This is a genomic window from Chryseobacterium cucumeris (assembly GCF_001593385.1).
GTDB classification, from domain to species: domain Bacteria; phylum Bacteroidota; class Bacteroidia; order Flavobacteriales; family Weeksellaceae; genus Chryseobacterium; species Chryseobacterium cucumeris.
This window is the reverse complement of sequence record NZ_LUVZ01000034.1, coordinates 337,419-363,844: the sequence shown is the minus strand read 5'-3', so window position 1 is coordinate 363,844 and position 26,426 is coordinate 337,419. Positions and strand designations below refer to the sequence as shown.

General features: G+C 33.0%; 21 protein-coding genes and 1 tRNA gene. 15 read left to right on the top strand and 7 right to left on the bottom strand.

Annotation, left to right across the window (positions count from 1 at the left end):
• From A1704_RS24940 to A1704_RS16780, 8 genes are all read left to right on the top strand, one after another.
• On the top strand, window positions 1-492 hold the full coding sequence (locus A1704_RS24940) for a hypothetical protein (RefSeq protein WP_062675232.1): 492 nt from the start codon (window positions 1-3) through the stop codon (window positions 490-492).
• 35 nt (window positions 493-527) lie between these two features.
• Window positions 528-2,291, top strand: a complete 1,764-nt coding sequence (locus tag A1704_RS16810; protein WP_062675231.1) for a TonB-dependent receptor — start codon at window positions 528-530, stop codon at window positions 2,289-2,291.
• A gap of 69 nt (window positions 2,292-2,360) precedes the next feature.
• A tRNA-Arg gene (locus A1704_RS16805) sits at window positions 2,361-2,432 on the top strand.
• A gap of 698 nt (window positions 2,433-3,130) precedes the next feature.
• A complete protein-coding gene (locus tag A1704_RS16800) occupies window positions 3,131-3,403 on the top strand; it encodes a hypothetical protein (RefSeq protein ID WP_131797530.1) in 273 nt (90 codons plus the stop codon).
• 88 nt (window positions 3,404-3,491) lie between these two features.
• A complete protein-coding gene (locus A1704_RS16795; protein ID WP_062675229.1) occupies window positions 3,492-4,760 on the top strand; it encodes a hypothetical protein in 1,269 nt (422 codons plus the stop codon).
• A gap of 121 nt (window positions 4,761-4,881) precedes the next feature.
• On the top strand, window positions 4,882-5,322 hold the full coding sequence (locus A1704_RS16790; RefSeq protein ID WP_062675228.1) for a transposase: 441 nt from the start codon (window positions 4,882-4,884) through the stop codon (window positions 5,320-5,322).
• Window positions 5,323-5,332: 10 nt separating this feature from the next.
• Window positions 5,333-5,659, top strand: coding sequence for a hypothetical protein (locus A1704_RS16785; RefSeq protein WP_062675227.1), 327 nt, complete (start codon window positions 5,333-5,335; stop codon window positions 5,657-5,659).
• A 170-nt stretch (window positions 5,660-5,829) separates the two neighbouring features.
• Window positions 5,830-6,813: a helix-turn-helix transcriptional regulator gene (locus tag A1704_RS16780; protein WP_238590641.1), complete on the top strand. Its 984-nt coding sequence runs from the start codon at window positions 5,830-5,832 to the stop codon at window positions 6,811-6,813.
• Between the two features lie 546 nt (window positions 6,814-7,359).
• Here the strand turns inward: A1704_RS16780 and A1704_RS16770 are convergent.
• The 3 genes from A1704_RS16770 to A1704_RS16760 form a co-directional block, all read right to left on the bottom strand.
• Window positions 7,360-7,995, bottom strand: a complete 636-nt coding sequence (locus A1704_RS16770) for a response regulator transcription factor (RefSeq protein ID WP_062675225.1) — start codon at window positions 7,993-7,995, stop codon at window positions 7,360-7,362.
• Window positions 7,988-10,978: a ligand-binding sensor domain-containing protein gene (locus A1704_RS16765; protein ID WP_062675224.1), complete on the bottom strand. Its 2,991-nt coding sequence runs from the start codon at window positions 10,976-10,978 to the stop codon at window positions 7,988-7,990. Before A1704_RS16765 ends, A1704_RS16770 begins: the two co-directional genes overlap by 8 nt.
• Before the next feature lie 548 nt (window positions 10,979-11,526).
• Complete coding sequence (locus tag A1704_RS16760; protein ID WP_062675223.1) at window positions 11,527-11,949, bottom strand: lipocalin-like domain-containing protein; 423 nt, start codon at window positions 11,947-11,949, stop codon at window positions 11,527-11,529.
• Window positions 11,950-12,418: 469 nt separating this feature from the next.
• Between A1704_RS16760 and A1704_RS16755 the strand changes: the two genes are divergently transcribed.
• The 3 genes from A1704_RS16755 to A1704_RS16745 all read left to right on the top strand — a co-directional run bounded on the left by A1704_RS16755 (window position 12,419) and on the right by A1704_RS16745 (window position 16,188).
• Window positions 12,419-13,942, top strand: coding sequence for a catalase (locus tag A1704_RS16755; RefSeq protein ID WP_062675222.1), 1,524 nt, complete (start codon window positions 12,419-12,421; stop codon window positions 13,940-13,942).
• A 5-nt stretch (window positions 13,943-13,947) separates the two neighbouring features.
• On the top strand, window positions 13,948-14,457 hold the full coding sequence (locus A1704_RS16750) for an ankyrin repeat domain-containing protein (RefSeq protein WP_062675221.1): 510 nt from the start codon (window positions 13,948-13,950) through the stop codon (window positions 14,455-14,457).
• A gap of 591 nt (window positions 14,458-15,048) precedes the next feature.
• The gene (locus A1704_RS16745; RefSeq protein WP_131797529.1) at window positions 15,049-16,188 is read left to right on the top strand and encodes a hypothetical protein; all 1,140 of its coding nucleotides are present in this window, start codon (window positions 15,049-15,051) and stop codon (window positions 16,186-16,188) included.
• A gap of 134 nt (window positions 16,189-16,322) precedes the next feature.
• Here the strand turns inward: A1704_RS16745 and A1704_RS16740 are convergent, their stop codons facing one another.
• The gene (locus A1704_RS16740) at window positions 16,323-16,961 is read right to left on the bottom strand and encodes a response regulator transcription factor (RefSeq protein ID WP_062675219.1); all 639 of its coding nucleotides are present in this window, start codon (window positions 16,959-16,961) and stop codon (window positions 16,323-16,325) included.
• Complete coding sequence (locus A1704_RS16735) at window positions 16,954-19,944, bottom strand: ligand-binding sensor domain-containing protein (protein ID WP_062675218.1); 2,991 nt, start codon at window positions 19,942-19,944, stop codon at window positions 16,954-16,956. The genes A1704_RS16740 and A1704_RS16735 overlap by 8 nt, the downstream gene beginning before the upstream one ends.
• Window positions 19,945-20,367: 423 nt before the next feature.
• On the opposite strand from A1704_RS16735, the gene A1704_RS16730 reads away from it, so the two are divergent.
• The 4 genes from A1704_RS16730 (at window position 20,368) to A1704_RS16715 (ending at window position 22,644) form a co-directional block, all read left to right on the top strand.
• Entirely contained in the window at window positions 20,368-21,300 is a 933-nt protein-coding gene (locus tag A1704_RS16730) for a hypothetical protein (RefSeq protein ID WP_062675217.1), read from the top strand.
• A 111-nt stretch (window positions 21,301-21,411) separates the two neighbouring features.
• The gene (locus A1704_RS16725) at window positions 21,412-21,882 is read left to right on the top strand and encodes a hypothetical protein (protein ID WP_062675216.1); all 471 of its coding nucleotides are present in this window, start codon (window positions 21,412-21,414) and stop codon (window positions 21,880-21,882) included.
• Window positions 21,883-21,916: 34 nt separating this feature from the next.
• Window positions 21,917-22,336 (top strand): helix-turn-helix domain containing protein, encoded by a 420-nt coding sequence (locus tag A1704_RS16720; protein ID WP_062675215.1) that lies wholly within the window; start codon window positions 21,917-21,919, stop codon window positions 22,334-22,336.
• Window positions 22,312-22,644, top strand: a complete 333-nt coding sequence (locus A1704_RS16715; RefSeq protein WP_062675214.1) for a hypothetical protein — start codon at window positions 22,312-22,314, stop codon at window positions 22,642-22,644. Before A1704_RS16720 ends, A1704_RS16715 begins: the two co-directional genes overlap by 25 nt.
• Window positions 22,645-22,965: 321 nt before the next feature.
• On the opposite strand, the gene A1704_RS16710 is transcribed toward A1704_RS16715, so the two are convergent.
• Both A1704_RS16710 and A1704_RS16705 read right to left on the bottom strand, forming a co-directional pair.
• Window positions 22,966-23,451 (bottom strand): hypothetical protein, encoded by a 486-nt coding sequence (locus A1704_RS16710; protein WP_062675213.1) that lies wholly within the window; start codon window positions 23,449-23,451, stop codon window positions 22,966-22,968.
• Window positions 23,452-23,748: 297 nt separating this feature from the next.
• Complete coding sequence (locus A1704_RS16705; protein WP_062675212.1) at window positions 23,749-26,142, bottom strand: DEAD/DEAH box helicase; 2,394 nt, start codon at window positions 26,140-26,142, stop codon at window positions 23,749-23,751.
• Window positions 26,143-26,426 lie beyond the last annotated feature (284 nt).

Sequence of the window (26,426 nt, the reverse complement as noted above, 5' to 3'; positions counted from 1 at the left end):
ATGAAGGTTTTTAAAATTACCATATATTCTTTTTTAATTTCTGCTTCACTCTGGAGCTGCATTCCTTCGTACAGTGCCTATCCAAAAGAGTATAACCACGCAAAAGCTGACTTCCAAAAACAAAAGGCTTTTGTAGTGAATAAGGATCTTAAGAAAGAATTTGAGATTTTAAAACATTCTGATATTTATGAAATTGTAGAAGACAGTACCAATGTATCTAAGATAACACTGCATCCGATGAAAACCTATACTCCTCCTTGCGGAAACCCAATGATTGGAAGTATGATTACAGTCGGGTTACTGCCTTCAGCATTTCCTTATGATATTGTTTACAGTTATGATGTAGCTGAGAATAGTGCAACAAAAAATTATCAATACAAATTACAAGTTTATCAAAGCCTTTGGCTGTTTAATATATTCAGACTGGGGAGAACTTTTTCAAAACAGTCGGGGAAAGCTTTATTAGGCAGTTATATTGCTTCCAATAAATAAAAGCCCGTTATATATTTTTTTCAAATAAAGAAAATATGAACAAGAAAATTCAATTATTATCCATATTATTTTTAGGGTTCTCGTCGGTGGCGTTTTCCCAGATCAAGGAGGAAAAGCTGGTTCTTAACAAAAAAAGAGAGCCGGAAGTGAAGAAGATCGAGAAGAAAAAAACTTCTGTGGAAACCATCAAGAATTATCCGCCGGAAGAGAAATCGCAGACTCCTGTGAAGTATACCATCACGGATGTTCCTGCTGTTTCAGATTTTAAAACTTCAACCATTCAGGGAGAAGATGTCGCACCGAAATTTGACGGAACCGCTCAGAATAACTATTTCCAGTTTGGAATGGGTAATTATGGAAAAGTTCTGGTAGACGGAAACGTTTCAAAAACCCTTGAAAATAAGCTTGAAGTAGGAGCTGATGTTCATGTTTTGTCTACGAATGGTCTTAAAAAAGATTATGACTGGAAATCCGGGCAGACTTCTGCTAATATCGGAGCTTTCTTAAACTCTTACGGAGAAAAGGGGAAGTTTAACCTTAACGCTGAATATGGTTTAGACAGCTATAATTACTATGGAATCTACGCCATGCAGCCTACAGGAGAGCTTGATCTGAAACAAAAAGTAAATCAGTTTAAAGTAAACGGGTACTATGATTTTTATTCCAATGAAATCTTAAATGATGTAAGGGTAAAATCATCATTCCTGAAAGATCATTTTGATGCTTCGGAAAACCAGGTTTCCATTCTTGCAAACTTCTCCAAGCATGCTGTTGAATTAGGAAAATCAGGAATCAACCTGAATGCAGATTTGGGAGTAGGATTGGATGCTGTGAAGACAGATTTTGCCATCAGAGATAAAAACTCTTCCAACTTCTTCAATACCAGCCTTACCCCGAAAGTAACATTCAGCAAAGGAGATTCTTATTTGATGTTAGGATCTTCATTCTCTTTCCTGAATGCTAAAAATTCAGCAGAACTGGTTTCTCAGCAGAAAAACAATAAAACGTATTGGTTCCCGCAGGCGGAGTTCCAGTTTGCAGCTGCCAAAGAATTTAAATTCTACGGAGGGGTAGACGGAGGTCTGAAGCTGAATACCTATGGAGATATGTTGCAGACGAATCCATTCATCCTTTCTGACCAGTTTTTAAAGCCAACGGAGACGAAATATCATTTTTATGTAGGATTGAGAGGAGATATTGATGAAACGTTGAAATACGACTTCTCTGCAGGTTATGGAAAGATGAGAGATATTATGTTCTTCAAGGCCAACGGTCTTTTCGATAATACATCTGTAAACCGTTCTGCATATAATTTTGCCAATACATTCTCTGCAGTGTATGATGATGGAAACGTAAGTGATATCAAAGGGAGTGTACAATATTTCCCATTGGCCAATCTTATTATTGATGGAGAGTTAAGGTTTACAAAGTATGATCTTAAGAACTATGAAAATATTTATAACGTTCCTTTATTCAATGCAAGCATCGGGGCAAAATATACAATGCTTGACAAAAAGCTACTGTTAGGATTTAAAGGAATCTTTGCAAGTGACAGAACGACAAACTCTTATGCGATTGAAGGAGTAGGTGCTCCGAATGTAATTTACCAATCTACGGAGAATACAAACGATAAAGTAGGTGGATATGCTGATTTAAATCTTTCTGCAGAGTATAAAATTCACAAAAATTTCAGTATTTTCGCACTCGGAAATAATCTTCTGAGCTCAAAATACCAGACGTACAAAGGATATAAAGTCCTGGGTGCACAGATTCTGGGAGGAGTGAAAATTACTTTCTAAAACATGAAAGGCAATGATGATAAGTAATCAGGTATTACTTATTACTTATCATTCATTACTTATGAATATGGCTGCATAGTTTAATGGATAGAACTTCGGATTTCGGCTCCGACAGTGAGGGTTCGAATCCTTCTGCGGTCACAAAGCTCCTTTTTTAGGAGCTTTTTTTATATTATGCTCCGACACCCTTACTTATTATTTTAATATAGATACCCTCAGAATTAGGGTGCTTTTGGTAATCCAGCCTGTTATTATTTTTATTGCTATTCTTTCGTCGTTATCTCTAATTCCTTTGTCTGTTATAGGTTTACCATTTCAACAACCGCTATGAACATCAAACAGTATTGAGAAACATGACAAACAAAATTTACACGACTGTAATTTATATCTACAGAATTGCTTTGTTATTGTTAGCATATCATTATAAATTGCACCATACAACAGACTCATTTTTATTTGAGTTTTCATGGTTATTAGTTTTTTTTCCTCAGAGAGATCTGAGGATTTTTTTACGGGTTATTTTCAATATAGAATTAGACGTTTTGTAATGTATTGTCAGATCATTGTAGGAATTGACAAGAGAACTTCTGTTGTTTATATCATCTTTAAGAGTGTATTAAATATTTAGAATTAAAAATGAATCTTACTGTTTTAATGGTTTAAAAATCAGCTTTTTATATTTGTTTTGTTGATGTTGATGGTATCTATGTCGTATGCTACAGCATACTGATGAGGTATCTGTAGCGTATATAATTTCTTTATTTCAACTTAAAATAAGATCAATTTTACCACATAATTCCAATGAGGTGAAAATGTATTTTAAGAACATCCGTTACACTATGGCAAAGGCATCAGGTATGTTTCTTTTGCTATGTTGTTTTTCTAATATGTATGCTCAGTTATACTTTGGGAAAGGTTATGATCTCAATATCAAAGACAGTGGTTCTTTCAAAGAAAATCAGGGCATATTACGAACTAAAGATAAGATGCTTGTCCCATTCAAAAATAAAATTTATCCAGAACAATCTCTCAAATTAAAGGAATTGGAAATGGCTTCTCTAATAGGAATGCAAATTCGGTCTCCTCCTTCTTTCAAATATATTTTATACTAAAATAATATAAACACAAATTTAAAATATAGTAACTCAGGAAAAGAGTAATTATAAGACTCTTTTCCTTTTTTCCAAATTATTGAACAAAATGAAAAGTAAATTTTACACAATTTTTGCCTTGGCAATTGGTACATTATCCTTCGCTCAAGTAGGCATTAATACACAAAATCCACAAGGAGTATTTAATATCGATGGTGGAAAAAACAATGCAGTAACAGGAGTTCCAACGGCAGCACAGTTAGCTGATGATTTTATTGTCACGACATCAGGATCTGCAGGCATTGGTGCAATTCCCGACGCTTCTGCTATTTTAGAGCTTAATGTAAGCCAGCTTGCATCAGGGAGCCAAAAGGGATTTTTAGGTCCAAGAGTAGCTCTAACAGCGTATAATGATGCGTCTACAATTCCCAATCCTGCACTTGGTTTATTAGTCTACAATCTGGGAACTCAGGCTACCTTTACTTTTAAGGGATATGTTTATTGGGACGGAACCCAATGGAGACCTTTGGACGGCCGTTCGTTACAGACGGGAACAATAAGCAGTTTGAGATGTACTGACGCAACACTAAGCCCACTTACCTATACTGCCGGAACTCCTTACCAAGGTACCATGTCGATTCCTTATTCAGGAGGCAATGCAGGAGTATATGGTTCACAAACGATAGGACCTGTAAACGGTCTTACTGCAACACTTCCACAGGGTAATTTTGCGCAAGGATCAGGTACTTTAAACTATACTGTTTCCGGAACACCAACAGTATCCAGTCCCACTACAACAACATTTCCCATTTCGATAGGAGGGCAGAGCTGTAGTGCAACAGTAGGCGTTGGGAAAGTGCTTGCACCTGGAGAATATCAGTTCTTTAATTATACATTACCAGCGACGTATGTAGGATTGCTGAGCACACAGGTTGGCGGAACTTATGATGCTATTTTAGGTGGAAAATTGAAATTAGACCTTAATTTTAATGCAAGTTCCAATCAGGGGGCAGGAGCTGTTACCTACAATCCTCGTTTGGTAAATGCCTCCAGTTCTAATATTAAAGTATGGTATTCTGCATTATCAAGTGTAGACCGCTTCCGCCGTTCGAACGTTTTATTAGCACCCGGAGGTTATATGGAAACGGATAACGGAATTTATCTTAACTGGGGAGATAATATGAACAGCAGTTCTACTCCTGTAGCAGCTACCAGTTCCAGTGATGATTCTCAGGAGATAGAAACGGTAGATGTAATTGTTGATGGAATCTGGTATAGAATAATCGTTTTTGTTTCTGTAGATAATTTAAATGATACTGATCCCAGCAATAATATCCGACGTGTTTTTATGACAGCACAAAGAATGTCTGCTTATTGATTTGATATGAGAGTATAAAATAGAACAGATGAATGCTCCTTAAATCATTATATCCGGCAGATGATTCTGTCTGCCGGTTTATAAAATATCCTCAATTCAACGATTCTAACAATACAGACTAATGAATTTTAAAGAGATTCCAATAGGACCATTAATTGAAAAAAAAGTTGCAGAGTGTGATATAGAACTATCCCGTATCTGTAGCTTTATGAAATGTACAGAGCAGGAAATAAGAAGAATGTACAAGGCTACAAGCATAGAAACAGAAAATCTGTTGAAATGGAGTAAATTATTAGAATATGATTTTTTCAGACTGTATTCACAACATCTGATATTATATGCTCCTGCGATAGCAGGTAAAAACACAGAATATAAACAGAACAAAAAAACAGGTTTACCCCAGTTTCGTAAAAATATTTATACGAAAGAAATCATTGATTTTATTCTGAGACAAATAGAGTCGGGAGAAATGTCAAAAACAGAAGTAATAGAACATTATAAAATTCCGAAAACAACACTGTATAAATGGATATGGAAGTATAAAGACGAAGAAAATAAATAATAAACATCTTATGGGAAAATTAATACCTGATTATAAAAGAATCTATAATGATATCATTGTAAAAGAATTTCCGGAAAAAAAAGATTCCTGTCAACGGTTATTACAGAAAGAAAGCTTATCAGTTGTGGATATTATGGAACTGAATGAAAAAATTTTTGGAACTCCGGATAGGGAAGCTTTTGCTGCCAGCCAGAGACATCGGTCATTTAGAAAAAAGGATATACTTAAAATACTTGATTATCAGAAAAAAAATAAACTCAACAATATCCAGCTTGCCTCTCACTTTAAATTAAGTCGTAACACAGTAACTAAATGGAGAAAAAATTTTCTAATCTAGAAATGTGTTATAACAATAGATCAACCCAAAATATGTTAGCTTTTTAGCTATGAGAGATATAAAAGATAATAATAGGAGGTCTGAAAAGGAGCTCCTTTTCTGTATACCTAAAAACTTATCGTTTGTTTTTTTGTTGTTTTTAAGAGTAATTAAAAAATATTAATTTTTATATGGATAATTATTATCTTTTGAGTAATTATTTATTAGTAATGTTGCGTAAAATATTGAATTATATAAAAGACCTGCATATTGATCCTGATACGGACATGCTTAAGCGTATTGATGCTCAGAGATTAAATTTGTTTGCATTTTCTATCGGAGTTGTTTTGCTTCTGAGTGGATTAAGAGATTTGTTATTTGGCTTCAAAGCTTTTTTTGGAGGACTATTTGTGCTCGGTGGAATTTTTCTTCTTCTTTTCTTTTTTACGAAAGCACGCCAGAATATTTTGATATGCTTTACTGTTATTGAGCTTTCTATGATATTGGTTTTTTATTTTTCATCCACATCAGGCTTCGAAAATGGTTTGTCTTTATATTATTTTTTGCTTCTTAATACTTCATTATTTGTTTTTAATACAAGGGAAAACTCGAAGTATATCATCGTGGTTTTTGCTACTGCATTTATTCTTTTTCTGATAAGCCATTATTATGATTTTAGGATATTCAGGGTTGCAGGAACAGAAAATTTAGAGTTTTCAAAAAATCAGAGATTCTTTACTTTTATTAATGTATTTGTATGGTTTGGAATTCTTGGCTATTTTATCCTGTCAAAGCACTTTATGATTTTGAAATTATACCAGAAGGTCCTTCATGGTGAAAAAATAATGGCGGGTATGCGTGAAAAGCTCAACAGAAAAGATGATATAGATTTGGAAAACCTGGTGAAATTTGCCATGAATGATGATATCGCTTTTATACCCAAAATGAAATCTTCATTTCCCAACTTATATGATAGCCTTACTGAGATAAACCCGGATATTACAGCAGATGAGTTCAAACTATGTGCTCTCCTTAAGCTGGGTTTCACTACAAAAGATATAGCGGAATACAATTGTATTTCGGTGCGGACAGTTCAGACGAGAAAAAGCAGACTTAGGAAATCATTCGGAATATCTTCTGATACAGATCTTTATAAATGGATAGATACTTTATAGTGGGAAATATATCAGTAATTTATAAAATCATAATGGAATGAAAAAAGAAAGATAAGCATATTGCCCATCTTTCATTGTACACTTAAATACAAATAATACTCAATATCGCTAAAAAAGCTACTTGATTTATATCTGGTTTGTTGTATCCTTCATTACCTTATTTCTCACTTATTAAGATATAGTTTCTTGAAGTGACTGCCTTTACTATCGGAAGAGCCTGTAGCTGACGCCTGATCATGAGTTGAAACACTTTTATGATTGGATTTGAATAACCACATCCCTGCTACTATCATCCCAATGGGGATGAAGAAAAATAAAACCAATCTTTTTACATTATTCTTTTTCATAAAGCAAAGCTATACAATAAGTTGACTTGAAAAACCATCACAGCTGTAGTAATTAAACGATAGGACTGACAATTTTTATTGTGATTAAGAAGGATTCATAGCCAAAAAAACTCTTCTTAAACTTTAAAATACCACCAGGACAACATATCTCAAAACAGCAAAACCCCTTCAAATTGTTAACTACACAATAATTTTTAATTTATTTTTTATGTACCTGATTTCGATCTCCTAACCTGACAAGATCAACAGTGTTTTTAATATTCAGTTTTTTGTAAATTCTTGCCTTGTAAGTGCTTACTGTGGAAAGATGGAGGCTTAATTCATTTGATATTTCAATATTCCCATACCCCTTAACCAGCAGATCAAATATTTCCTTTTCTCTTTCGGATAAAGTTTCCAATGGATTTATTGGGGCATCTTTTTTAGCAGAAGAAACCAGTTTTTTAACAATCTCAGGAGAGTAGTAGGTTCCGGTTTCAAAGATTTGCTGAACTGCTTCCAGAATATTGTTTTCATCTGATAATTTATTGATATATCCATCGGCACCTTCAATGATATACTGTACTGCGATATCATTGTCATATACAGAGAAAACCAGAATTTTAAGATTGGGCTGTATTTTTTTTAATTCGCCAATCATGCTTAGATATTTGCTTTCCGGCATATTGATGTCCAGGATAAGCAGATCGAATTCTTCGGCATATAATTTATCCGTGAGTTCTGTATAAGATTCTGCACATGAGATTTTTACGTCTTTGTAGTGGGATTCCAAAATCAGAGTTGTACCTAGTCTTACCACAAAATGATCATCAGCAATAATAATTTTTCTAGTCATATTTTTGTTTTTTTATTTTAATGGATACAATGGTTCCATTGGGGATGTTATTTTTAAATTCAATTTTACCATTGATCATCATAAGGAGCTGAAGGATGAGGTGCAATCCTAAGCTGTATTTTTGCAGCACGAGCTTTTCATTTTCGATATTATCCTGAAGCTTTTCATAATAGGTCATCTGTTCTTTACTCATTCCTTTACCGGTATCCCTAACTTCCAGAAAGAAGATACTCTCATCCTCAATGGTAGAAAGCTCGATCATTCCATTGGTGGTATTTTTAATCGCATTGTCTATGAGGTTATGGATGATAACGGCTACTACATTCTGATTGATCTTTGAATAAGTGGGATCTTTAATATTGCTGACAATAAGAGTATTTTGTTCTTTGGCAGCCACTTCAAAAAGTGCTTTTTTGGCTTCTACAACTTCATAAACATTATAAGTTTCATTCTTTTCAGAAATATTATAAATTTCTGCATACTCCTTTAAGGTTTTCACGAAATTGTAAAACTCTACTGAAGATTTGTAGAAACTTTCAAAATGTTTCTTTTGAATATAACGGTCATGCTCATCAGTTTCATACAGCTTTTTGGCAGTTATAGACAAGAATTTGATGGGCGTAATAATATCATGACTGATTGTTTCCAGGAGTTTTTTCTGTTGCACGCTTTCTTTTCGAAGCTGTTCTTTGGTATATTCTAATTTTGAGACTGTTTTTGATAATTTCCGGGTCCTTGTTTCAATGATGTCTTCAAGTTCCTTCTTTTTTAATATTTGTCTTTTTATTCTAAGCTTTATCAGCTTTAATGCAAAGACAGATATAAACAGAATAACAAAAAACTTAAAGATGAGTATCTGATAAAACAGGTGTTTTACATTGATATTAATTGATTTATAAATATATTTTCCCTTCGGAGAAGTTAACACCCTCACAATAAGCTGATAGTGGCCTGGGGCAAGATTTGAAATACTGTATTTGCCATCACTATTTACTCTTTCCCATTTTTCATTCTTAGATCCCTTCAGTTTTGCTTCGATTACCAGATTGGCCCTGTTGGCATAATACGGTACATCTACCCAAATTGTTGCTTTATAAAAATTATTTTCCAGGTTAATATTTTGCCCCTCTATACTGCTTTTTGAATCATAAAAAACAACCCGTTCCAGAAAAAAGTTTTTAGGATAATAACTTCTTATTTTCTGGGGGTCGAAAAATACTAGACCTTTAATGGAAGGGAATACAAAATTTCCATTCTGAAGAACCGAAGCACTGGGTGAGCATCCTCCGTTAAATTCATTTGTATTAAAGCCGTCTTCCTTGCTGTATCGGTAATAGTTGGGCAAAGTTTTTCTGTCTTTGGCATATTGCAGAAGATTGTTTTTCAGTACCTGAAACAGTCCGTTATTAGTGCTGATCCAGAGAAATCCTCTTGGGTCCTCCAGAATGGTATGTGAAAATAGAAGATAGTCGTTTTTATCTTCGGGCATTTTAATAAGCTCTTTATTCTTATAAAGGAAAAATCCATTTCCCTGGGTCATGATCCATAAATTGCCATCTTTTGTTTTTGTGATTTCTCTTACATGTAAAGAGCCGACAGATATCTTTTTAGGAACAAAAGTAGGAGCTTCTATTAAAAACAGTGCGTCTCTTGTTCCTACCAGCCATTTATCATGCCGATATTGATATACAGTGGTTACAATATTAGGGAAGGAAAATTGTAAGAATGGGGTTTTAAAATCTGAGCCTCTGTAAAAGGTAAGGAGAGATTTCAGAGTAGGTTTGTGAAATGTTACCATGAAATAACTTCTTACTTTCCATACATAAGAAGGTTCATTTTGGAAACTGAGGTTTTCTTTTTTAGAATAATCAGACCTCTTAAGAAAGCGTAGTAAACCAGATTCTCCCTGAACAAGAATATTCTGTTGATGATCATACAAGGAAAAAAAGCTGCTTGTGGTATTAAAATGATACTGCTTTACCAATCCGTTTTCATTGTATACATCACCTAAGGAAGTGATTACCTTATCATCTTCAAAAGGAAGTATTGAATAAAAAATATTTTCATAGGATTTATCTGATTTGTTGGCAACATGAAAATTGTTGAATTTTATTACATTTAACCCATCAGATAATGTTCCAAGGTAGAGTTTATTGTTTACTTCATCATGATAGATGGCAGATAGGGAGTTTTTATTAAGGTCATAATCTGCTAGTTTTTTTAAACTAAAAGTATTACGTTCATAGCTTATTTTATACAGTGTATGATTCAGGATAATAAAAGATTGGTTATTGATCTGACTCCAGTACACTTCTATACCATTTTTAAAGAAAATATCAGGAGCATCCAGATAAGTTATTCGGGTAGGAGAGATTTTAATTATTTTTTGTAATGATCTTGAAATGATAAAAATAGTCTGATCAAAACAAAATGTATCTGAAATATAGTTTTTAGGCAGGTCCTTCAGTGTTGTAATTATATGATCCTTGTACTGTACGGTTCCGTCATGCAATAAGTGATAATAGTTTTTTTTATCAAAATAAATAAAGAAATCTTTATTTTCAAACTGATCTGATAAAGCATTCTTTGTAAAAATAAAGTTCGATTTGCTTTCACGTAATACTCTTTGCAGGCAGCCTGATTTACGAGTAAGAACACTTACATTTCTTTTAGATATTAATGCTGTATTTTCATCAAAAGCTGTTGTATTGTAAATCGTATCTTTCTTTGAATTTCCAAAAAAAGAGGTAAACCTGTTATTCTTAAAGTTGAGATGATTATAAGTGACAAAATTATTTCCGTCATACCTCACCAATCCGTTTTCTGTACTGATCCAGATAAATCCGTATTGATCCTTGGTAACGTCTTTTACACTGTTCTGAGGAAGTCCTTTATCTGTATCATACCATATAGAAGCGGGCTGCTGGCTGTTGTACAGTTGTATATTGATAAGAAATAGGAATATAAGTTGCTTATAAAACATTTTTAATACTTGTAATTATAAAGTATTCATGGAATTAGTATTCTAAAGATTATCAAATTTTAACAGCCGGCGGAAGTGTTGAGCATCGTTTTAAAACTACATGCTTTTACATTTATAATAATAGTTGTGTTAATTATCAGGGCTGTCAGAATGAGCACAATGTGTAAATCAAATGCTTGCCAACCTTTGTATTGTGTAATGAATATGAAAGTATTTGTGCTGAAAGGAATTTTGTTAATAATGATATGATAAACAGTATTTTTTCTCTTTATGATAAAAGAAAAATAAGTAGACGTCAGACGAGTATAAAAAGCTGATTTTTATATTCTAAAGAACGGGTAGAGTTCTTAAATATACCATCGGAAATATCAGGATCATGAAACAATTTGTAATTTCTAATTATAAACAGTTGAAATAAAATAATATGAACGGACCAATTATCAGTAGGAAAAATGGACTTGAAAATCTATTTTCTTTCTTATAAGCTTCTTCAATAGTAGAATTATACTAAAGAAGAAACTTTACTGTTGATGATCAGGGGTCAGAACTTATTTTTCTTTGTTGTAAGTCTGGGCAAGGTTATTTTTTTGATCCCCAATTAAAGAGACTACTGTTAACGATTTATGATCAAGCTTTTGAATAAGTAATGTATCAATATCGCTACTGGCAGAGGGTTGTGCTACTCCTACAGTGCGGCTCCATAGAAATAGGGTATCATGGGAAACTTTCCATTGTTCATATAACAACGTGTGCATATTTATTGATACAGCAATACCATTGTCACGAAGCTCAATACCTTGCTTTTCATTTTCCTGCCCTGGAATAGGCTGTACCCATTTTCCTATAAGTTCCGTCCTTTTGGAATTAGGGGCTGATGTTGTGTTGGGATCTGTCTTTATATTTTCCTTTTTTGGAGAGGTACATGCTGCCAAAATACTAAGGATAATTATTGAAATTGTCTTTTGCTTCATAATTTTATGTCTTTGTTTTACGTATGTATATGTTTGTTATCAAGGTTGTTATGTGTATGATAGCGGTGTGTAATCTGTAACTGATTCTCTCTATATATTGGCTGAGCCTTAAAGTTGCTGCTATAATGGATTTTAGTAAATAATAAGTTAATTTTTTTTCAAAAATTAATATCGTATTTCCATTATTTTTACCAACATAAGGTCAATAAAATATTATTCGCAAAAGTACATAAATGTTCTTTATAAGAGGTTTTTAAACCTGTAGTTATAAAACTACATAAGCCACAATTTTAATTGGCAGACAGAAAGTTGATGTATATTTCTGCAATATTTATTTTATAAAATATAGTAGATGCTGTCTATTGATTGTTACGTTAACAATAGATTAAGTAAATTTAAGTGATTGAATTTATTAAGATCAATTCAGTAAATCATCTTTCTATATTTGCCCCACTATAAAAGAAAAATTATGAAAAAAAATGTTTTACTAGTGGGTATCCTGATCACATCAACACTTTACTCTCAACAGTTGACAACCAATACAGGAAGCCCTGTTGGGGATAACCAGAATTCTAAAACAGTTGGTAATAATGGACCTGTATTGTTGGAGGATATTCATTTAATTGAGAAATTGGCTGCTTTTGACAGAGAGCGAATTCCTGAAAGGGTAGTGCATGCAAGAGGAGCCGGAGCCATCGGTGAATTTGTTGCAGATGCCGATTTTTCTGATGTTACAATGGCTGATTTTTTATCAAAGGCCGGTAAGAAAACGCCTGTATTGGTAAGGTTTTCTACTGTTGTACATCAGCAGGGATCTCCGGAAACCTTCAGAGATCCAAGAGGATTTGCTGTTAAATTTTATACAGATCAAGGGAATTATGATTTGGTAGGTAACAATTTACCGGTGTTCTTTATCAGAGATGCCATTAAGTTTCCAGATATGGTTCATGCATTTAAACCTTCTCCGGTTACCAATAATGCTTCGGATAATAACAGGGTTTTTGATTTTATGGCTAATATCCCGGAGGCTACCCATATGCTGACATGGTTGTTCTCTGACAATGGAATTCCTGCCAATTACAGAGAGATGCAGGGAAACGGAGTACACGCTTTCAAATGGGTTAATGCAAAAGGAGAAATAACTTATGTGAAATATAAGTGGGTTCCAAAACAGGGAGAAAGAAATCTTACTCAGGAAGAGGCTGATAGAATCCAGTCTACACAAATAGAACATGCAACAAGAGATTTATATAATTCTATCCAGAATAAAGACTTTCCAAAATGGGATTTATATGTGCAGATGTTGAAAAAGGATGATTTTGAAAAGCTTGATTTTAATCCGGTTGATGTGACCAAAGTTTGGCCGGAATCTATCGCAAAATCAGTGAAAGTAGGAACGATGATCCTTAATCAAAATCCGACAAATTATTTTCAGCAGGTAGAACAGGCTGCTTTTTCTCCCGGAACTCTTGTTCCTGGAATTGAGCCGTCAGAAGATAAATTGCTCCAAGGAAGACTGTTCTCCTATTTTGATACCCAAAGACACAGAATTGGCGGAAATTTTCAGCAGTTACCAATTAATGCTTCAAAAAATAATGTGACAACATATAACCAAAACGGTTATATGTCTATGAGAGCTCAGAATGGAGAAGTAAACTATCAGCCTTCAATCGCTAAGTCTGAAGTTATCGACAATAAAAAATTCAAATACTCCCAAACTGTTTTCCCTGCTGGTGCAACAACAGTACAGGCTAAAATAGACAAGGAAAACAACTTTAAACAAGCTGGAGAACTTTATCGTTCTTTCTCAAAAAAAGACCAGGATAATCTGATTAAAAACCTGGGTAGTGCTCTGAACAGTGTAGAAAATAAAAAAGTAGTGGCTAAAATGATCTCTTATTTCTATCAGGCAGATGCAGAATACGGAAAACGACTGGCACAATATGTTAAAATGGATCGTCAGCAGTTGGAATCTTTATTATCTTCAAAATAGAAATAATGAAGTATCTTTTTTCTACCATCATGCTGCTTCTGATGACGAGCAGAGTGAGCGCACAGGATATTTTTGCTTATGCAAAGACAGATAATGTAGAAGCTATTGCTCAATTCAAAAAAGAAATTAATTCTAAAAATGAGGAAGGCTATACTCCTTTGATACTTGCGGCATATCATAATCAGGAAAAAACGGCAAAGTGGCTTCTTGAAAATGGAGCTCTGCCTGATCTGCAGGATAACAGCGGGAATACTGCACTGATGGGAGCTACCTTTAAAGGATATAAAGAAATGATTGTACTGTTGATTTCTCATAAGGCGAACATAAACATCAAAAATTATAATGGTGCAACGGCTCTTATTTATGCTGCGGTTTTCGCAAGAACAGAAATTATAAAACTGCTTTTAGACAATGGAGCAGATAAAAATGTTAAGGATAGCAGAGGCAATACAGCTTTGCAGCATGCTGTGATGCAAAATAATGAGGAAGCTGTAAAACTGCTTCAGTCATCATAATTTCATAGAAGAGTTTTTATTTTTTGTCAACTTCCGTAATAATCCTCCTGTCAGTATGATAGGAGGATTATTTATAATGTGTTGTCAGGCTGTGCAGCAGTAAAAGCCGGTTTATTTATATTTTCACGATTTACAGAGATTTGTAATTTTTAAACTACATAAGTGGGATGTAATACTACACACACGGCAATTTGTTTTTACACGGTAAAGCTGAATTTTTCACATCTTGTATTTTAAATTTGTACCATCAAAATGAATAAGTTCAATTCTTGAAAATTAGAAAACTATTAATTTGATAATGATAAAATGCAAATAAAGAATAATAAAATATATTTAGACTCTCAAACAACGTAGTAATGAAAAATCATCCGTAGAAGAATATATTTATCTCAGACTGTACCGCTTCTATGAAGATTTTAATTTTGCTTTTTGTTTATCCTTAAACAAAAAACATCATTTTCCTATTCCATTTTTAAGTTAAGGAATATTTATCAGTCTTGTGCCATCTGTGCACAAGTGGATATGAGAATCATATTTGCTGAATTATCCCATGTTTTTCACTTCAAAAAGTTTAATACTAAAATTAAAATAATGAGAAAAAATTTAACAACCTTATTAACAGCAGTCCTGTTGGTAACTTCTGCGGGTATTTTTGCACAAACAGCAGGTGTAGGGATTGATACTACAACACCTAATTCCACACTGGATGTCAATGGAAAACTGGGGGTTACTGATATTGATGGGCTTCAGGCACCGAGACTTACCCGCGCTCAGCTTTCTGCAAAAGGAGATGCTCTTTATGGAGCCAATCAGAAAGGAGCATTGATATATATTACAGATATTTCAGCGGGTGACAATACAGGACCAAGAGTGAATATTAATGATGTTGGATACTATTATTTTGATGGAACGATATGGCAAAAACTGATTAATAATTTTAGCAATCTTTATAATGCAGACGGAACTCTTACCAGTAAGAGAACAGTTACACAAAATGGAAAGGATTTAAAATTTGTGAATCAACAAACTACAACTATTAATAATAGTGTGGGGCTGGGTATCGTACAGGATTCAGGAACGGGAACAAGATCTTCAATGGGATTTTCCAATGGTGGAAATTATTCATTGTTTATTTATTGTGATACCAACTCAGAATCACAAATTTCAGCTACAGGAAACAGTACCGGACTTTCTATTGGAACAGGTTTTACAAATTCACCTACAGGTATTAATTTTGTGACTACCCCAGTGGCGGGAGCTAATGGAAGTGCACAAGTAAGTATTGAACCAAATGGGGATACCTTTTTTGTTAAAAATGTAGGTGTTGGATATTCTACTACTACTTTTGCGCCAGGTGAAAAATTAAAAGTAAGCGGAAGTATTACGACAGCAACAACTACCTATCCCGATTATGTATTTGATAAGTATTATAATGGAAAATCTTTATTGAATTCTAAATATAAATTTTTAAATATTTATGATACAGAAAAATTTATTAAAGAAAACAATCATTTACCTGGGGTAACTTCTATTAATGATTTAGCAAAAACGGAAAATGGACTTTACTCGTTTAATTTATCAGAACTTTCAACCCAGACATTAGAGAAGGTTGAAGAACTTTACTTGCATGTTATAAAACAACAAGCGCAGATTGACGCTCAAAAACAACAGATCAATAAACTACTTGACTTAACCCAAAAATTACATAGAAAAATAAAGTCCAAAAAATAATAATTGTAACCAGAACTTGACGATTCTGATAGAATACAGATGATTAAAAAAAACGGAATATATTAATTCCGTTTTTTTAATTTTACCTACATTAATAGGTGTGTTGATATTTTTTTATACCAATTACCAGTTGATTACTTGTGTTTGTGTGTTTGGTTTTTATCACCTAACCTTACAAGGTCAACAGTATTTTTAATATTCAGTTTTTTATAAATTCTTGCCTTGTAAGTACTTACTGTGGAAAGGTGAAGATTTAATTCATTTGATATTTCAATGTTTCCATACCCCTTAACCAGCAGGTCAAATATTTCCTTTTCTCTTTCTGATAATGTTTCGAGTGGATTTACGGGATTATTTTTTTTAGCTGAAGAAACCAGTTTTTTCACAATCTCAGGAGAGTAGTAGGTTCCGGTTTCAAAGATTTGCTGAACTGCTTCCAGAATATTGTTTTCATCCGATAATTTATTGATATATCCATCGGCACCTTCAATGATATACTGTACTGCGATATCATTGTCATATACAGAGAAAACAAGAATTTTAAGAGTGGGCTGTATTTTTTTTAATTCACCAATCATGCTTAAATATTTACTTTCCGGCATATTGATGTCCAGGATGAGCAAGTCAAATTGTTCAGTCTGTAATTTTTCTGTGAGTTCTGTATAAGATTCTGCACATGAGATTTTTACGTCTTTGTAGTGGGATTCCAAAATCAGGGTTGTTCCTAATCTTACTACAAAATGATCGTCGGCGATAATAATTTTTCTAGTCATTTTTTTGTTTTTTTATTTTAATTGATACAATCGTTCCAATAGGGGTGTTATTTTTAAATTCAATTTTACCATTGATCATCATGAGGAGCTGAAGGATGAGGTGCAATCCTAAGCTGTATTTTTGCAACACGAGTTTTTCATTTTCGATATTATCCTGAAGCTTTTCATAATAGGTCATCTGTTCCTTACTCATTCCTCTGCCGGTATCTCTTACTTCCAGAAAGAAGAAGGTGCTATCCTCACTAGTAGAAAGTTCTATAACTCCATTGGTGGTATTTTTAATTGCATTGTCTATGAGATTATGGATGATAACGGCAATCACATTCTGATTGATCTTTGAATAAGTAGGATCTTTAATATTGTTAACGATCAGGGTATTTTGTTCTTTGGCAGCAACTTCAAAAAGTATTTTTTTTGCTTCTACAACTTCATAAATATTATAGGTTTCATTCTTTTCAGAAATATTATAAATTTCTGCATACTCTTTTAAGGTTTTTACGAAATTGTAAAACTCTACCGAAGATTTGTAGAAACTTTCAAAATATTTCTTTTGAATATAACGGTCATGCTCATCAGTTTCATATAACTTTTGTGCTGTAATGGATAAAAATTTTATAGGCGTAATAATATCGTGGCTTATGGTCTCCAGCAGTTTTTTCTGTTGGACACTCTCTTTTCGAAGCTGCTCTTTGGTATATTCTAATTTTGAGACTGTTTTTGATAGCGTTCGGGTTCTAGCTTCAATAATTTTTTCAAGTTCTCTTTTTTTCTGTTCCTGTCTTTTTATTCTTATTTTAAGGAGGGTAAATACAATGAGAGCTAATAATAAAACAATACAGGATTTAAAAATAAGCGTCTGATAAAATAGATATTTTACGCTGATATTGAGTGTTTTATAAATGTATTTGCCTTGAGGTGAAGTTAACACCCTTACAATGAGCTGATATTCTCCGGGCTCAAGATTTGCTATATAATATTTACCATCATTGTTTACTCTTTCCCATTTTTCATTCTTGGAATTCTTTAATTTTGCCTCGATAACCAGATTGGCCCTGTTAGCATAATAAGGAATATCGATTAAAATAACCGCTTTATAGAAGTTATTTTCCAGATTAATATTCTGACCTTGTATACTGCTTTTGGATTCTGAGAATACTACCCGTTCCAAAAAGAAGTTTTCAGGATAATAGCTTCTTATTTTCTGAGGATCGAAAAATACCAGGCCTTTGATGGAAGGAAACACGAAACTGCCATTTTGAAGAGCCGCTGCACTTGGCGAACATCCTCCGTTAAACTCATTCGTATTAAAGCCGTCTTCTTTGCTGTATCGGTAATAGTTGGGTAAGACTTTTGGGTCTTTAACAGATTGAAGTAGATTGTCTTTGAATACCTTGAATAAACCGTTATTAGTACTGATCCATAGAAACCTGTTTTTATCCTCCAGAATAGTATGTGAAAATAAAAGATAGCCGTTTTTATCTTGAGGCATTTTAATGAGCTGCCCATTTTTATAGAGGAAAAAGCCGTTTCCCTGAGTCATAATCCAAAAATTTCCATCCCTTGTCTTTGTAATTTCTCTAATATGTATGGGGCTTACAGATATTTTTTTAGGAATAAAAGAAGGAGCTTCTATCGAATACAAAGCATCTCTGCTCCCTACCAGCCATTTATTATGACCCAGTTCCTGTACTGAAGTCACAATATTAGGAATCGAAAAATGTAAAAAAGGATTTTCAAAACTGGAGTCTTTATAGAAGGTGAGTTCAGATTGTAACGAAGGGATGTGAAACGTTATAATGTAGTAATTGTTGATATTCAGTACATAAGACGCTGTTTTGTCAAAATGATGTGATTCGTTTTTAGTATAATCAGAACTCTTTAAAAAACGGACTAGTGTCTTGCCATTTTGAACAATAATATTTTTTTGGTTGTCGTACAGTAAGAAATATTTGGTTGTTGTATTGAAATGATACTGCTTTAGCAGTCCATTTTCATCGTACACATCTCCTGAAGAGGTAATTACTTTATCATTGTCAAAAGGAAGTATTGAATAAAAAATATTTTCATAGGATTTATCAGATCGGTTGGCTACATGAAAATTGTTAAACTTAATGACGTTCAATCCATCTGATAAAGTGCCGAGATACAATTTATTGTTGATCTCATCATGATAAATGGAAGCCAAAGAGTTTTCATTAAGATCATAATTGATCATTTTTTTTAATCCGATCACATTGTCTTGATAGGAAACTTTGTACAAAATATTATCATGTAGGATAAAACATTGATTATTGATCTGGCTCCAGTAAATTTTGACATTCTTTTGGAAGAAAATGTCTGAAGCATCCAAATAGCCAACTTTACCTGACGAAATTTTGATAATCTTTTTTAATGTTCTGGAAACAATAAAAATATCTTGCCCAAAACAAAATGTGTCTGCTATATAATTATCATGCAATTCCTTTAAAGCAACTGTGCTGGAATCATTATACCATATGGTTCCATTGTTCAGTAAATGGTAGAAATTCTTTTTGTCAAAATAGATAAAAAAATTTTTATTATTTATTTTTTCCGGGGTTCCGCTTTTTACAAATAATCCATATGATTTACTTTCATGCTGCACTTTTTTCGTACAATTGGTCTGCTGATGCAAAACGTTTATATTTCTTTTAGTAAGGAGAACTATGTTTTCAGTATATGCTGTTATATTATAAATAGAATCCTTTTTTATACTTCCAAAAAATACTGAAAAGCGGTTATTCTTAAGGTTAAGATGATTATATGTTACAAAATTATAGCCGTCATAGCGTACTAATCCATTTTCTGTACTGAGCCAAATAAAACCATATTTATCTTTAATAATGTCTTTTACACTATTCTGTGGAAGGCCGTTATCTGTGTCATACCATACAGAAGCTGCCTGTTGGCTATAACAAAACTGTATACAGACCGAGATTAGGAATATGAGGATTTTAGAAGACATGGGTAGGTTATTAAAGATAATTTTTCATTCCGCATTGAATTATTAGTAACATAAATGTAGTAAAAATTAATGATTGTTAAAATTTTAAAATGTCGTTTATAAACTACAACAAAGCCAATTAAAAATGACAATATTGATAATCTATCTTTACAGTAATTATTTTAGTGTTTATCAAGGTTATCAGATCTTTGCACTATAAATTTATTACTTGATTTTAACCATTAAAGTTAAATATGTTCCCAAGCATTTTAAACTTGACTTCAAGGTCATTTTATACAGGGGAGTAGCTTCTCCTCTGTATTTATAGAGATAAATAAATCTATTTTACACAAGTTTTTTAAGTGAAAATTATACAGATTTTCATTGAAAAATATTTTACATAAATAAATTATGAATTAAATATCTGTTTCTAAAAAACAAAAGATGAATAATAAACAAATGAATGTGAAAAAATTAAACCCAAGTGCTATTAAAAACACAAAAATTACATCTTTAACAGCGCTTCTGTTAGGCTTATCATCCAGCATTTTTGCACAAACTGGAAATGTAGGGATCAACACAACATCACCAACAAAAACGCTAGATGTAAATGGTCAGTTACGTGTGAGAGATTTACCAATTATTCCAGCCGGAACTCCTATGGTTGCTGATGGTAATGGAAATATAGGAATGTTTAAGACTGTTGACCCAAACGATTTTATTTTGTACAATGTTGATAGTAATGTTAGACAAAATACGAGTGTAAATGTACCCTTAACATCTATATTAAACCCACTGCAAACGAATGCACAGGATGGTGGCTCAGGGACTACTATACAGCCAGCTAACTGCTGGGTGATACCTAATTCACAGGTTATATTTAAGTTTCCTGCAGGCTCCATAAGGAGAGGTACAGCAACATGGAGTACCTGGTTTGAAATGGCCTATGGATTTGACTGGTCTCAAATAAATATAATTGGAGGAACTGGGAGAATTAGATTGCCCCTTTTTTTTCATAGCAGAGCCTATGCCAGACTCTATAAAAAAACGGGAACTACGTGGTCTGTTGTTGACGTAGTTACAGTAACAATGCAGACCACTCAGATTTCACCATATCTTCAAGAATCGACAACCAGAGATAATACAGGAAATCTATACACAACACCAGGGAGTACCAACCAGAATTTCAGATATTTTTTATCTGCTTTTTATAGTATCGGAGATGGTACGACAGTGAATGTTGATCCTGATAGCGAATATAAAGTAGAATTGTTATATGGAATAGAAAACTTTTCATCAAGAGAAACCCTTACGAATCCTGGTCTTTTACAAAACTGGGGAGTACAATCCGTAGGATATAGTTTTTATAAAAATTAAGATTATTAATTACATTTTTGAATGAGCGGGATAGCGATATTCCGCCATTTGAATTCAAGGATGTATGCGGATAAAATGAATAAGAATAAACACTTTTAATATTGGAGAGGAATGAAAATAAATAATAAGAAAAAAGTAAGCCGATACATGATTTTTCAGTTAGTTGTATTGGTGCTGCTTTTTTTGAACATTATTATTCTTATGTATTTTGGTTACCCTTTATTTTCAGGAATATTTTTCGTGACAGCCTTAGCTGTGCTCGCATACGGAGCATTGAAAAAACGTTTTGTATTCGAATATGAGAATTCCGGACAGGTGGTTTCCATTAAAAACTATCAATGGTTTTCAGGTGGGAAAAAATTGCCGGTCTTTGAAATGCCTCAAAAAAAAATTGTACGGATAGAAGTAAAAAAAAGAGGCTTTCGAAAATATTTAATTATTCTTTTTTCAAATTCTTCAGGAAAGGTATTAAGACGAAATATTGATATTACTTTTTGTAATGAAAATGAAACCTGCCAGCTTTTGGGAGATATAACCAACAATTTGGTAAAGAAAGACCAGAAACTTTCTTCTGATCAATAATGTTGCTTTTTGAATAAAGACAAATTAGTTTAAGATGGAAAATTTAAAAGATATTCATATTGGTGCTTTGGTATATGAGCGTGTAAATGAACAGGATATTGATATGGGCAGAATCTGCAGATTCTTGCAATCGACAGAAAAAGAGATCCTGGAAATGTATTCTATGAAATCCTTAGATGTGGATGTACTTCTAAAATGGTCAAAGTTATTGGAATATGATTTTTTCCGTCTCTACTCCAATCATTTAATATTATACGCTCCCGTTGCCAGTCAGAATAAAAATGTGGTAAAATCAAAATTACCCCAATTCCGGAAGAGTTTATATACAAAAGAAATTATAGACTATATGCTGGAGCTCCTCGAAAATAAACAGAAGACTCAAGTTGAAATCATTAATCATTACGGAATTCCCAAATCAACATTGAATAAATGGATAAGCAAGTACAAGCAATAAATACGGGACCTAATTATAAAAGAATTTACCATGATTTCATAGAATCTAAATGTCCGGATAAAAGAGAATATGTAAAGAAATATCTATCAAAAGATACCCTGTCTTTATCCGATGTTTTGAAGATTAATAATATTATCTTTTTTGATGGATTTTCTGAAAGTCAGAAATTCAAATCCTATGATAGACAGACTATTTTTGAAATTCTTGATTATCAGAAAACACATAAATTAAATAATAGCCAGCTAGCCAAACATTTTAAATTAAGCAGAAATACGGTTACAAAATGGAAGAGGATATTTTTAGTATAATCTGCATTTTTCCATTATAAAAAAGTAGTAAGGGGAGTATTACTTCGTTTTTTTTCTAAGTTTTTAAGAGTATATCCATCGGATATACTCTTTTTCCTCTTAATTCCCAAAAGTCTGATATAGAATGCTTTCTGTGGAATGTAGTTTTTTATCTACAAATATTGGTTTTTATTATATCTGTGGTCTTTTATCTTTGCGAACTATTTTTATCTACGGTAATAATTATGGGAAGTTTAAATCCGATTTATTCTTTAGAGATTAAAGCATTTCTGAAACAAGAGGTAAACGTTTTTTTATGAGTAAAAAATAAAGCTAAAGTCTCTATTTCTTTGCCTGTAGATAAAAGTTATCCATATAAACCGCCTGATGTACTCCATTTAGCATAACTTTCAAACCTAAATGTGAATCTTTTTTCAAAGAAACAGTAAATGTTTTTTTGTCACCTGTTATTTTGGAAGGTTTAGTAATTGAAACATAGGTTTTTACATCAGAAGGGTTGTCTACTGAAAAAAGTTCTAAGGTAGTTTCTCCTCCATTATCAGAAAGATCAAGAGACAGTGTATAGATTCCAGCTTTGATTTCCGGTGTTACCAGATACATGTTTTCTCCAGGATTGTTCATTGAATAGAATATAATTCTTTTATCACTTGCATAAAGCATAGCTTTTCCGGATTGAGCCATCCAGCATTTATTGATGTCTTTCCAGGTATCAAAACTTTCTCTAAGAGTGGTTACAGGTTTACATTGTGCATGTCCTGTTAGAAACCCTCCTATAACTGCTATTCCCGTAAGTACAATTTTTCTCATGCGTTATTTTTATTTATAATGAGTAAAAATAATTAAAAAAGCTTAGACCGGATGCTATTCTTTTATGATTTAAGTTAGCTTCCACTAATAATTGATGCAGAGAAAATCAAAATAAAATCATAAAATACTGTAAAATAGTTTGATAGAGGGGTGGTGTGCGTTTTGCAGAATTTATGATTTAAAATTAAAATAAGCTTTCCGATGGCAGAAAGCTTATTCAGTTTTAAGCAAAATATAATTATAAACAAGACTTAAAAATAAAATAATTCTATTCCTTCGGTTATGAGTGAGATCATATTAATTTTTTATCTCTTTTCCGCAATTGATAAGTTCAGTGACAAGCTGCCCACTTTGCACTGCCCAATAATTTTTGTCACACACTACAATTAAATTTCGTTTAGCTCTACTCACAGCAGTATTAACCAGATTAAGGCCTTTGGAAACAGGAATAGTAGTGTCAACAAACCATTTATCATAGGTGTCAACAATACTTAAAATTACAGTATCCCATTCTCTGCCCTGAGAACCGTGAACAGTGAGGATTTTCAAATCATTTCTTTCTTGTGGCAAAGAATTGTTGAGTAATCTTATTTGTTTTTTATACGGGGTTAAAATGACAAAATCCTCCGTTCCATTTTTTTTAAGGTTATGAACAAGCTTGCTTATTTCTGAAACTTCATTCATTGATACTCTTGATTTTGGTCCTTCATTTTTTTTAGCATTAATATACTGTATCTGGGTTTCACCTTCCGGATTATTGGAGCTAAAGTTGTTTTCATAAACATATTTAGACAGAATCTGAGCCAGATTATTTCCGAACCTATAGGTAGCATTTAAAGAAGTCTTGGAAATATGTTCAGATTTGAATTCCGAATTGTCCAGGTACTGATTTCTGGAGAAATCCTTTGATTTCGAAAAAAGAGTGTCCAGGAAAATGGCTGACTGAGCCCATAAAAACATATTATAAAACTTGCCATCCCTTTCAATACTGCTGTCGTTAATTTCACAAACCGGAGGTAATTGCTTGTGATCCCCCAGAAATGAAATGGGCGTTGAATGATTAAACAATGTCAAAGCTTTAATAATATTGGCATATCCTGCTTCATCCAGAAAAATATGCTCAACATTTAACTTTGATTCTGCATAACGTCCAATATAGCCATCTAAAGTGCATCCAATGATATTGACGGACTTCAAACGTTCTTCAGTAGAGGAAATAGCTAGTTTAGCTCTTAAATGAACATATCTTTCCAATTCAGATTCTATTACGCCCGGGCTGTGATTTTTGTATTCTGAAAATAGATGCGTGTCAACTTCTAACTTATCTCTTTTTTGAAGCAGTATGGTATCTGCCTTTTTTTTAGTTTCTTTTATATTTGTGACAGACAGTTTAGAAAGAACAGACTGAACTTCCGGAAGAAATTTGGTCTGGTTAATCAGATTAGTGATTTTTATAGATACTTTTTTCTGAATCTCAGCTAAATCTCTCTCTTGAACCGTTCTTTTCTCACTGATTTCAGAGAGTTCATATTTCAAATATTCCAGATCTTTATTGAAATCATAAATTCTCTTTCTACTCTCATAAACTTCCTTTTCTGCACGCGTTGGTTTACTGCTGAATGCTTTGATAATCTTATGGGAAATAGAATTTATTTTAGCAATATTTTTTTCCAGCTGTTGAGTTTCTTTAATGCTGTTTTCAGAGAGTAACTTAACCTCTATCTCCTTTTTTCTGAATATGATATTCACCTCAGCCAATGAGTCTGTATCTCGTTTTATACGCGCAGAAAATTCAATTAAATCATCAAATTCAGGAGTTAAGTCTATAAATCTGTCAATGGCTTGCTGCTGATTTTTAAAATTTAGCATTCGCTCCAGAATATCAATTTGTTTATCTATTTCAGCCAGCTTTTTTTGAACCCCTTTTTCTTCACAGACTTCGGGAAATTCTTCCGCAAATTTTTTGGAGGGCGTTCCCAGGCGTATAATTTTTTTTCTGTCGATCCCAGCCTTATCAGTCATTTTAATGATCCCTTTTAAAACTTGCTCAATCGCATTATTGGTGGGAGCTAAAATGGCAATTGTATCCCCTTTTCTGATATAATGGAGCACTGCATAGGCAAGAACAAATTGGGTTTTCCCTGTGCCGGGAGCTCCCCAAACATAAGAAAAGGGATTCGTGAAAATATTTTTTAATGACTGTTTTTGGTTTTCGGAAGGCAGAAGATTTTTCTCAGGAAAAAAGTCAATATTCTGAAAGTCCTCTGAGTATTTCGAAGTTCTCGTAGGTAGGGAGAGATTGCTTCCATTATGTTCGTACCAGTCTTTCACTCTTTCAACCAGGAACTTCAGATCAGAGACCACTTTAAGGTCATTTCTTTGTAGCCCAATGAAATCCGGGGATATTTTGTCAGAAGGTTTAATTAAAAGTATATTTTTATCATTGTCGTATTCAATAATTTTAATTTCTGTGGAATCATAATCTTTACCATTGCGGAAATTCCTGAAAAAAACAGCTTCTGTATCAAAAAGCTTTGCAGACAAACGAAGCTTAATCACAGTATACCTGCCTGGCAAATATTCTAAATCAAAAACATCAACTTCCTGGATGCCTTTATTGTTATTCTGTAGATATTCATAATAGTTTTGGCAACTGTCTATTGCTATTTCTCTTATTTCTTCTGCTGTCATTTATTTGACATTTATAAATATTATTCTGCTATTTGCGGGTTGGTGTTTGTAAAATTAACTTGTAATGGGGTTATCTCATTATGGTTTTCCGTAAAAACAAAACTAATGATCTTCTTAAAAGTAAGAATAAGTATTACTATATTTATTAAGGTTCTGGAGTTTTTTAAAAGAATTTGAACGAGTTAAAAAAAAAGAAATAGAAAAAATAATATTCTTTATAATCACGGTTACAGAAAGATTGGGTGGCAGTGATTTATTTCTTTTTTAAGCTATAGAAGGAAAAT

Coding starts and splice junctions, on each gene's coding strand:
- A1704_RS24940 (WP_062675232.1), top strand. CDS start 1: ATGAAGGTTTTTAAAATTACCATATATTCTTTTTTAATTTCTGCTTCA.
- A1704_RS16810 (WP_062675231.1), top strand. CDS start 528: ATGAACAAGAAAATTCAATTATTATCCATATTATTTTTAGGGTTCTCG.
- A1704_RS16800 (WP_131797530.1), top strand. CDS start 3,131: ATGGCAAAGGCATCAGGTATGTTTCTTTTGCTATGTTGTTTTTCTAAT.
- A1704_RS16795 (WP_062675229.1), top strand. CDS start 3,492: ATGAAAAGTAAATTTTACACAATTTTTGCCTTGGCAATTGGTACATTA.
- A1704_RS16790 (WP_062675228.1), top strand. CDS start 4,882: ATGAATTTTAAAGAGATTCCAATAGGACCATTAATTGAAAAAAAAGTT.
- A1704_RS16785 (WP_062675227.1), top strand. CDS start 5,333: ATGGGAAAATTAATACCTGATTATAAAAGAATCTATAATGATATCATT.
- A1704_RS16780 (WP_238590641.1), top strand. CDS start 5,830: ATGGATAATTATTATCTTTTGAGTAATTATTTATTAGTAATGTTGCGT.
- A1704_RS16770 (WP_062675225.1), bottom strand. CDS start 7,995: ATGACTAGAAAAATTATTATTGCTGATGATCATTTTGTGGTAAGACTA.
- A1704_RS16765 (WP_062675224.1), bottom strand. CDS start 10,978: ATGTTTTATAAGCAACTTATATTCCTATTTCTTATCAATATACAACTG.
- A1704_RS16760 (WP_062675223.1), bottom strand. CDS start 11,949: ATGAAGCAAAAGACAATTTCAATAATTATCCTTAGTATTTTGGCAGCA.
- A1704_RS16755 (WP_062675222.1), top strand. CDS start 12,419: ATGAAAAAAAATGTTTTACTAGTGGGTATCCTGATCACATCAACACTT.
- A1704_RS16750 (WP_062675221.1), top strand. CDS start 13,948: ATGAAGTATCTTTTTTCTACCATCATGCTGCTTCTGATGACGAGCAGA.
- A1704_RS16745 (WP_131797529.1), top strand. CDS start 15,049: ATGAGAAAAAATTTAACAACCTTATTAACAGCAGTCCTGTTGGTAACT.
- A1704_RS16740 (WP_062675219.1), bottom strand. CDS start 16,961: ATGACTAGAAAAATTATTATCGCCGACGATCATTTTGTAGTAAGATTA.
- A1704_RS16735 (WP_062675218.1), bottom strand. CDS start 19,944: ATGTCTTCTAAAATCCTCATATTCCTAATCTCGGTCTGTATACAGTTT.
- A1704_RS16730 (WP_062675217.1), top strand. CDS start 20,368: ATGAATAATAAACAAATGAATGTGAAAAAATTAAACCCAAGTGCTATT.
- A1704_RS16725 (WP_062675216.1), top strand. CDS start 21,412: ATGAAAATAAATAATAAGAAAAAAGTAAGCCGATACATGATTTTTCAG.
- A1704_RS16720 (WP_062675215.1), top strand. CDS start 21,917: ATGGAAAATTTAAAAGATATTCATATTGGTGCTTTGGTATATGAGCGT.
- A1704_RS16715 (WP_062675214.1), top strand. CDS start 22,312: ATGGATAAGCAAGTACAAGCAATAAATACGGGACCTAATTATAAAAGA.
- A1704_RS16710 (WP_062675213.1), bottom strand. CDS start 23,451: ATGAGAAAAATTGTACTTACGGGAATAGCAGTTATAGGAGGGTTTCTA.
- A1704_RS16705 (WP_062675212.1), bottom strand. CDS start 26,142: ATGACAGCAGAAGAAATAAGAGAAATAGCAATAGACAGTTGCCAAAAC.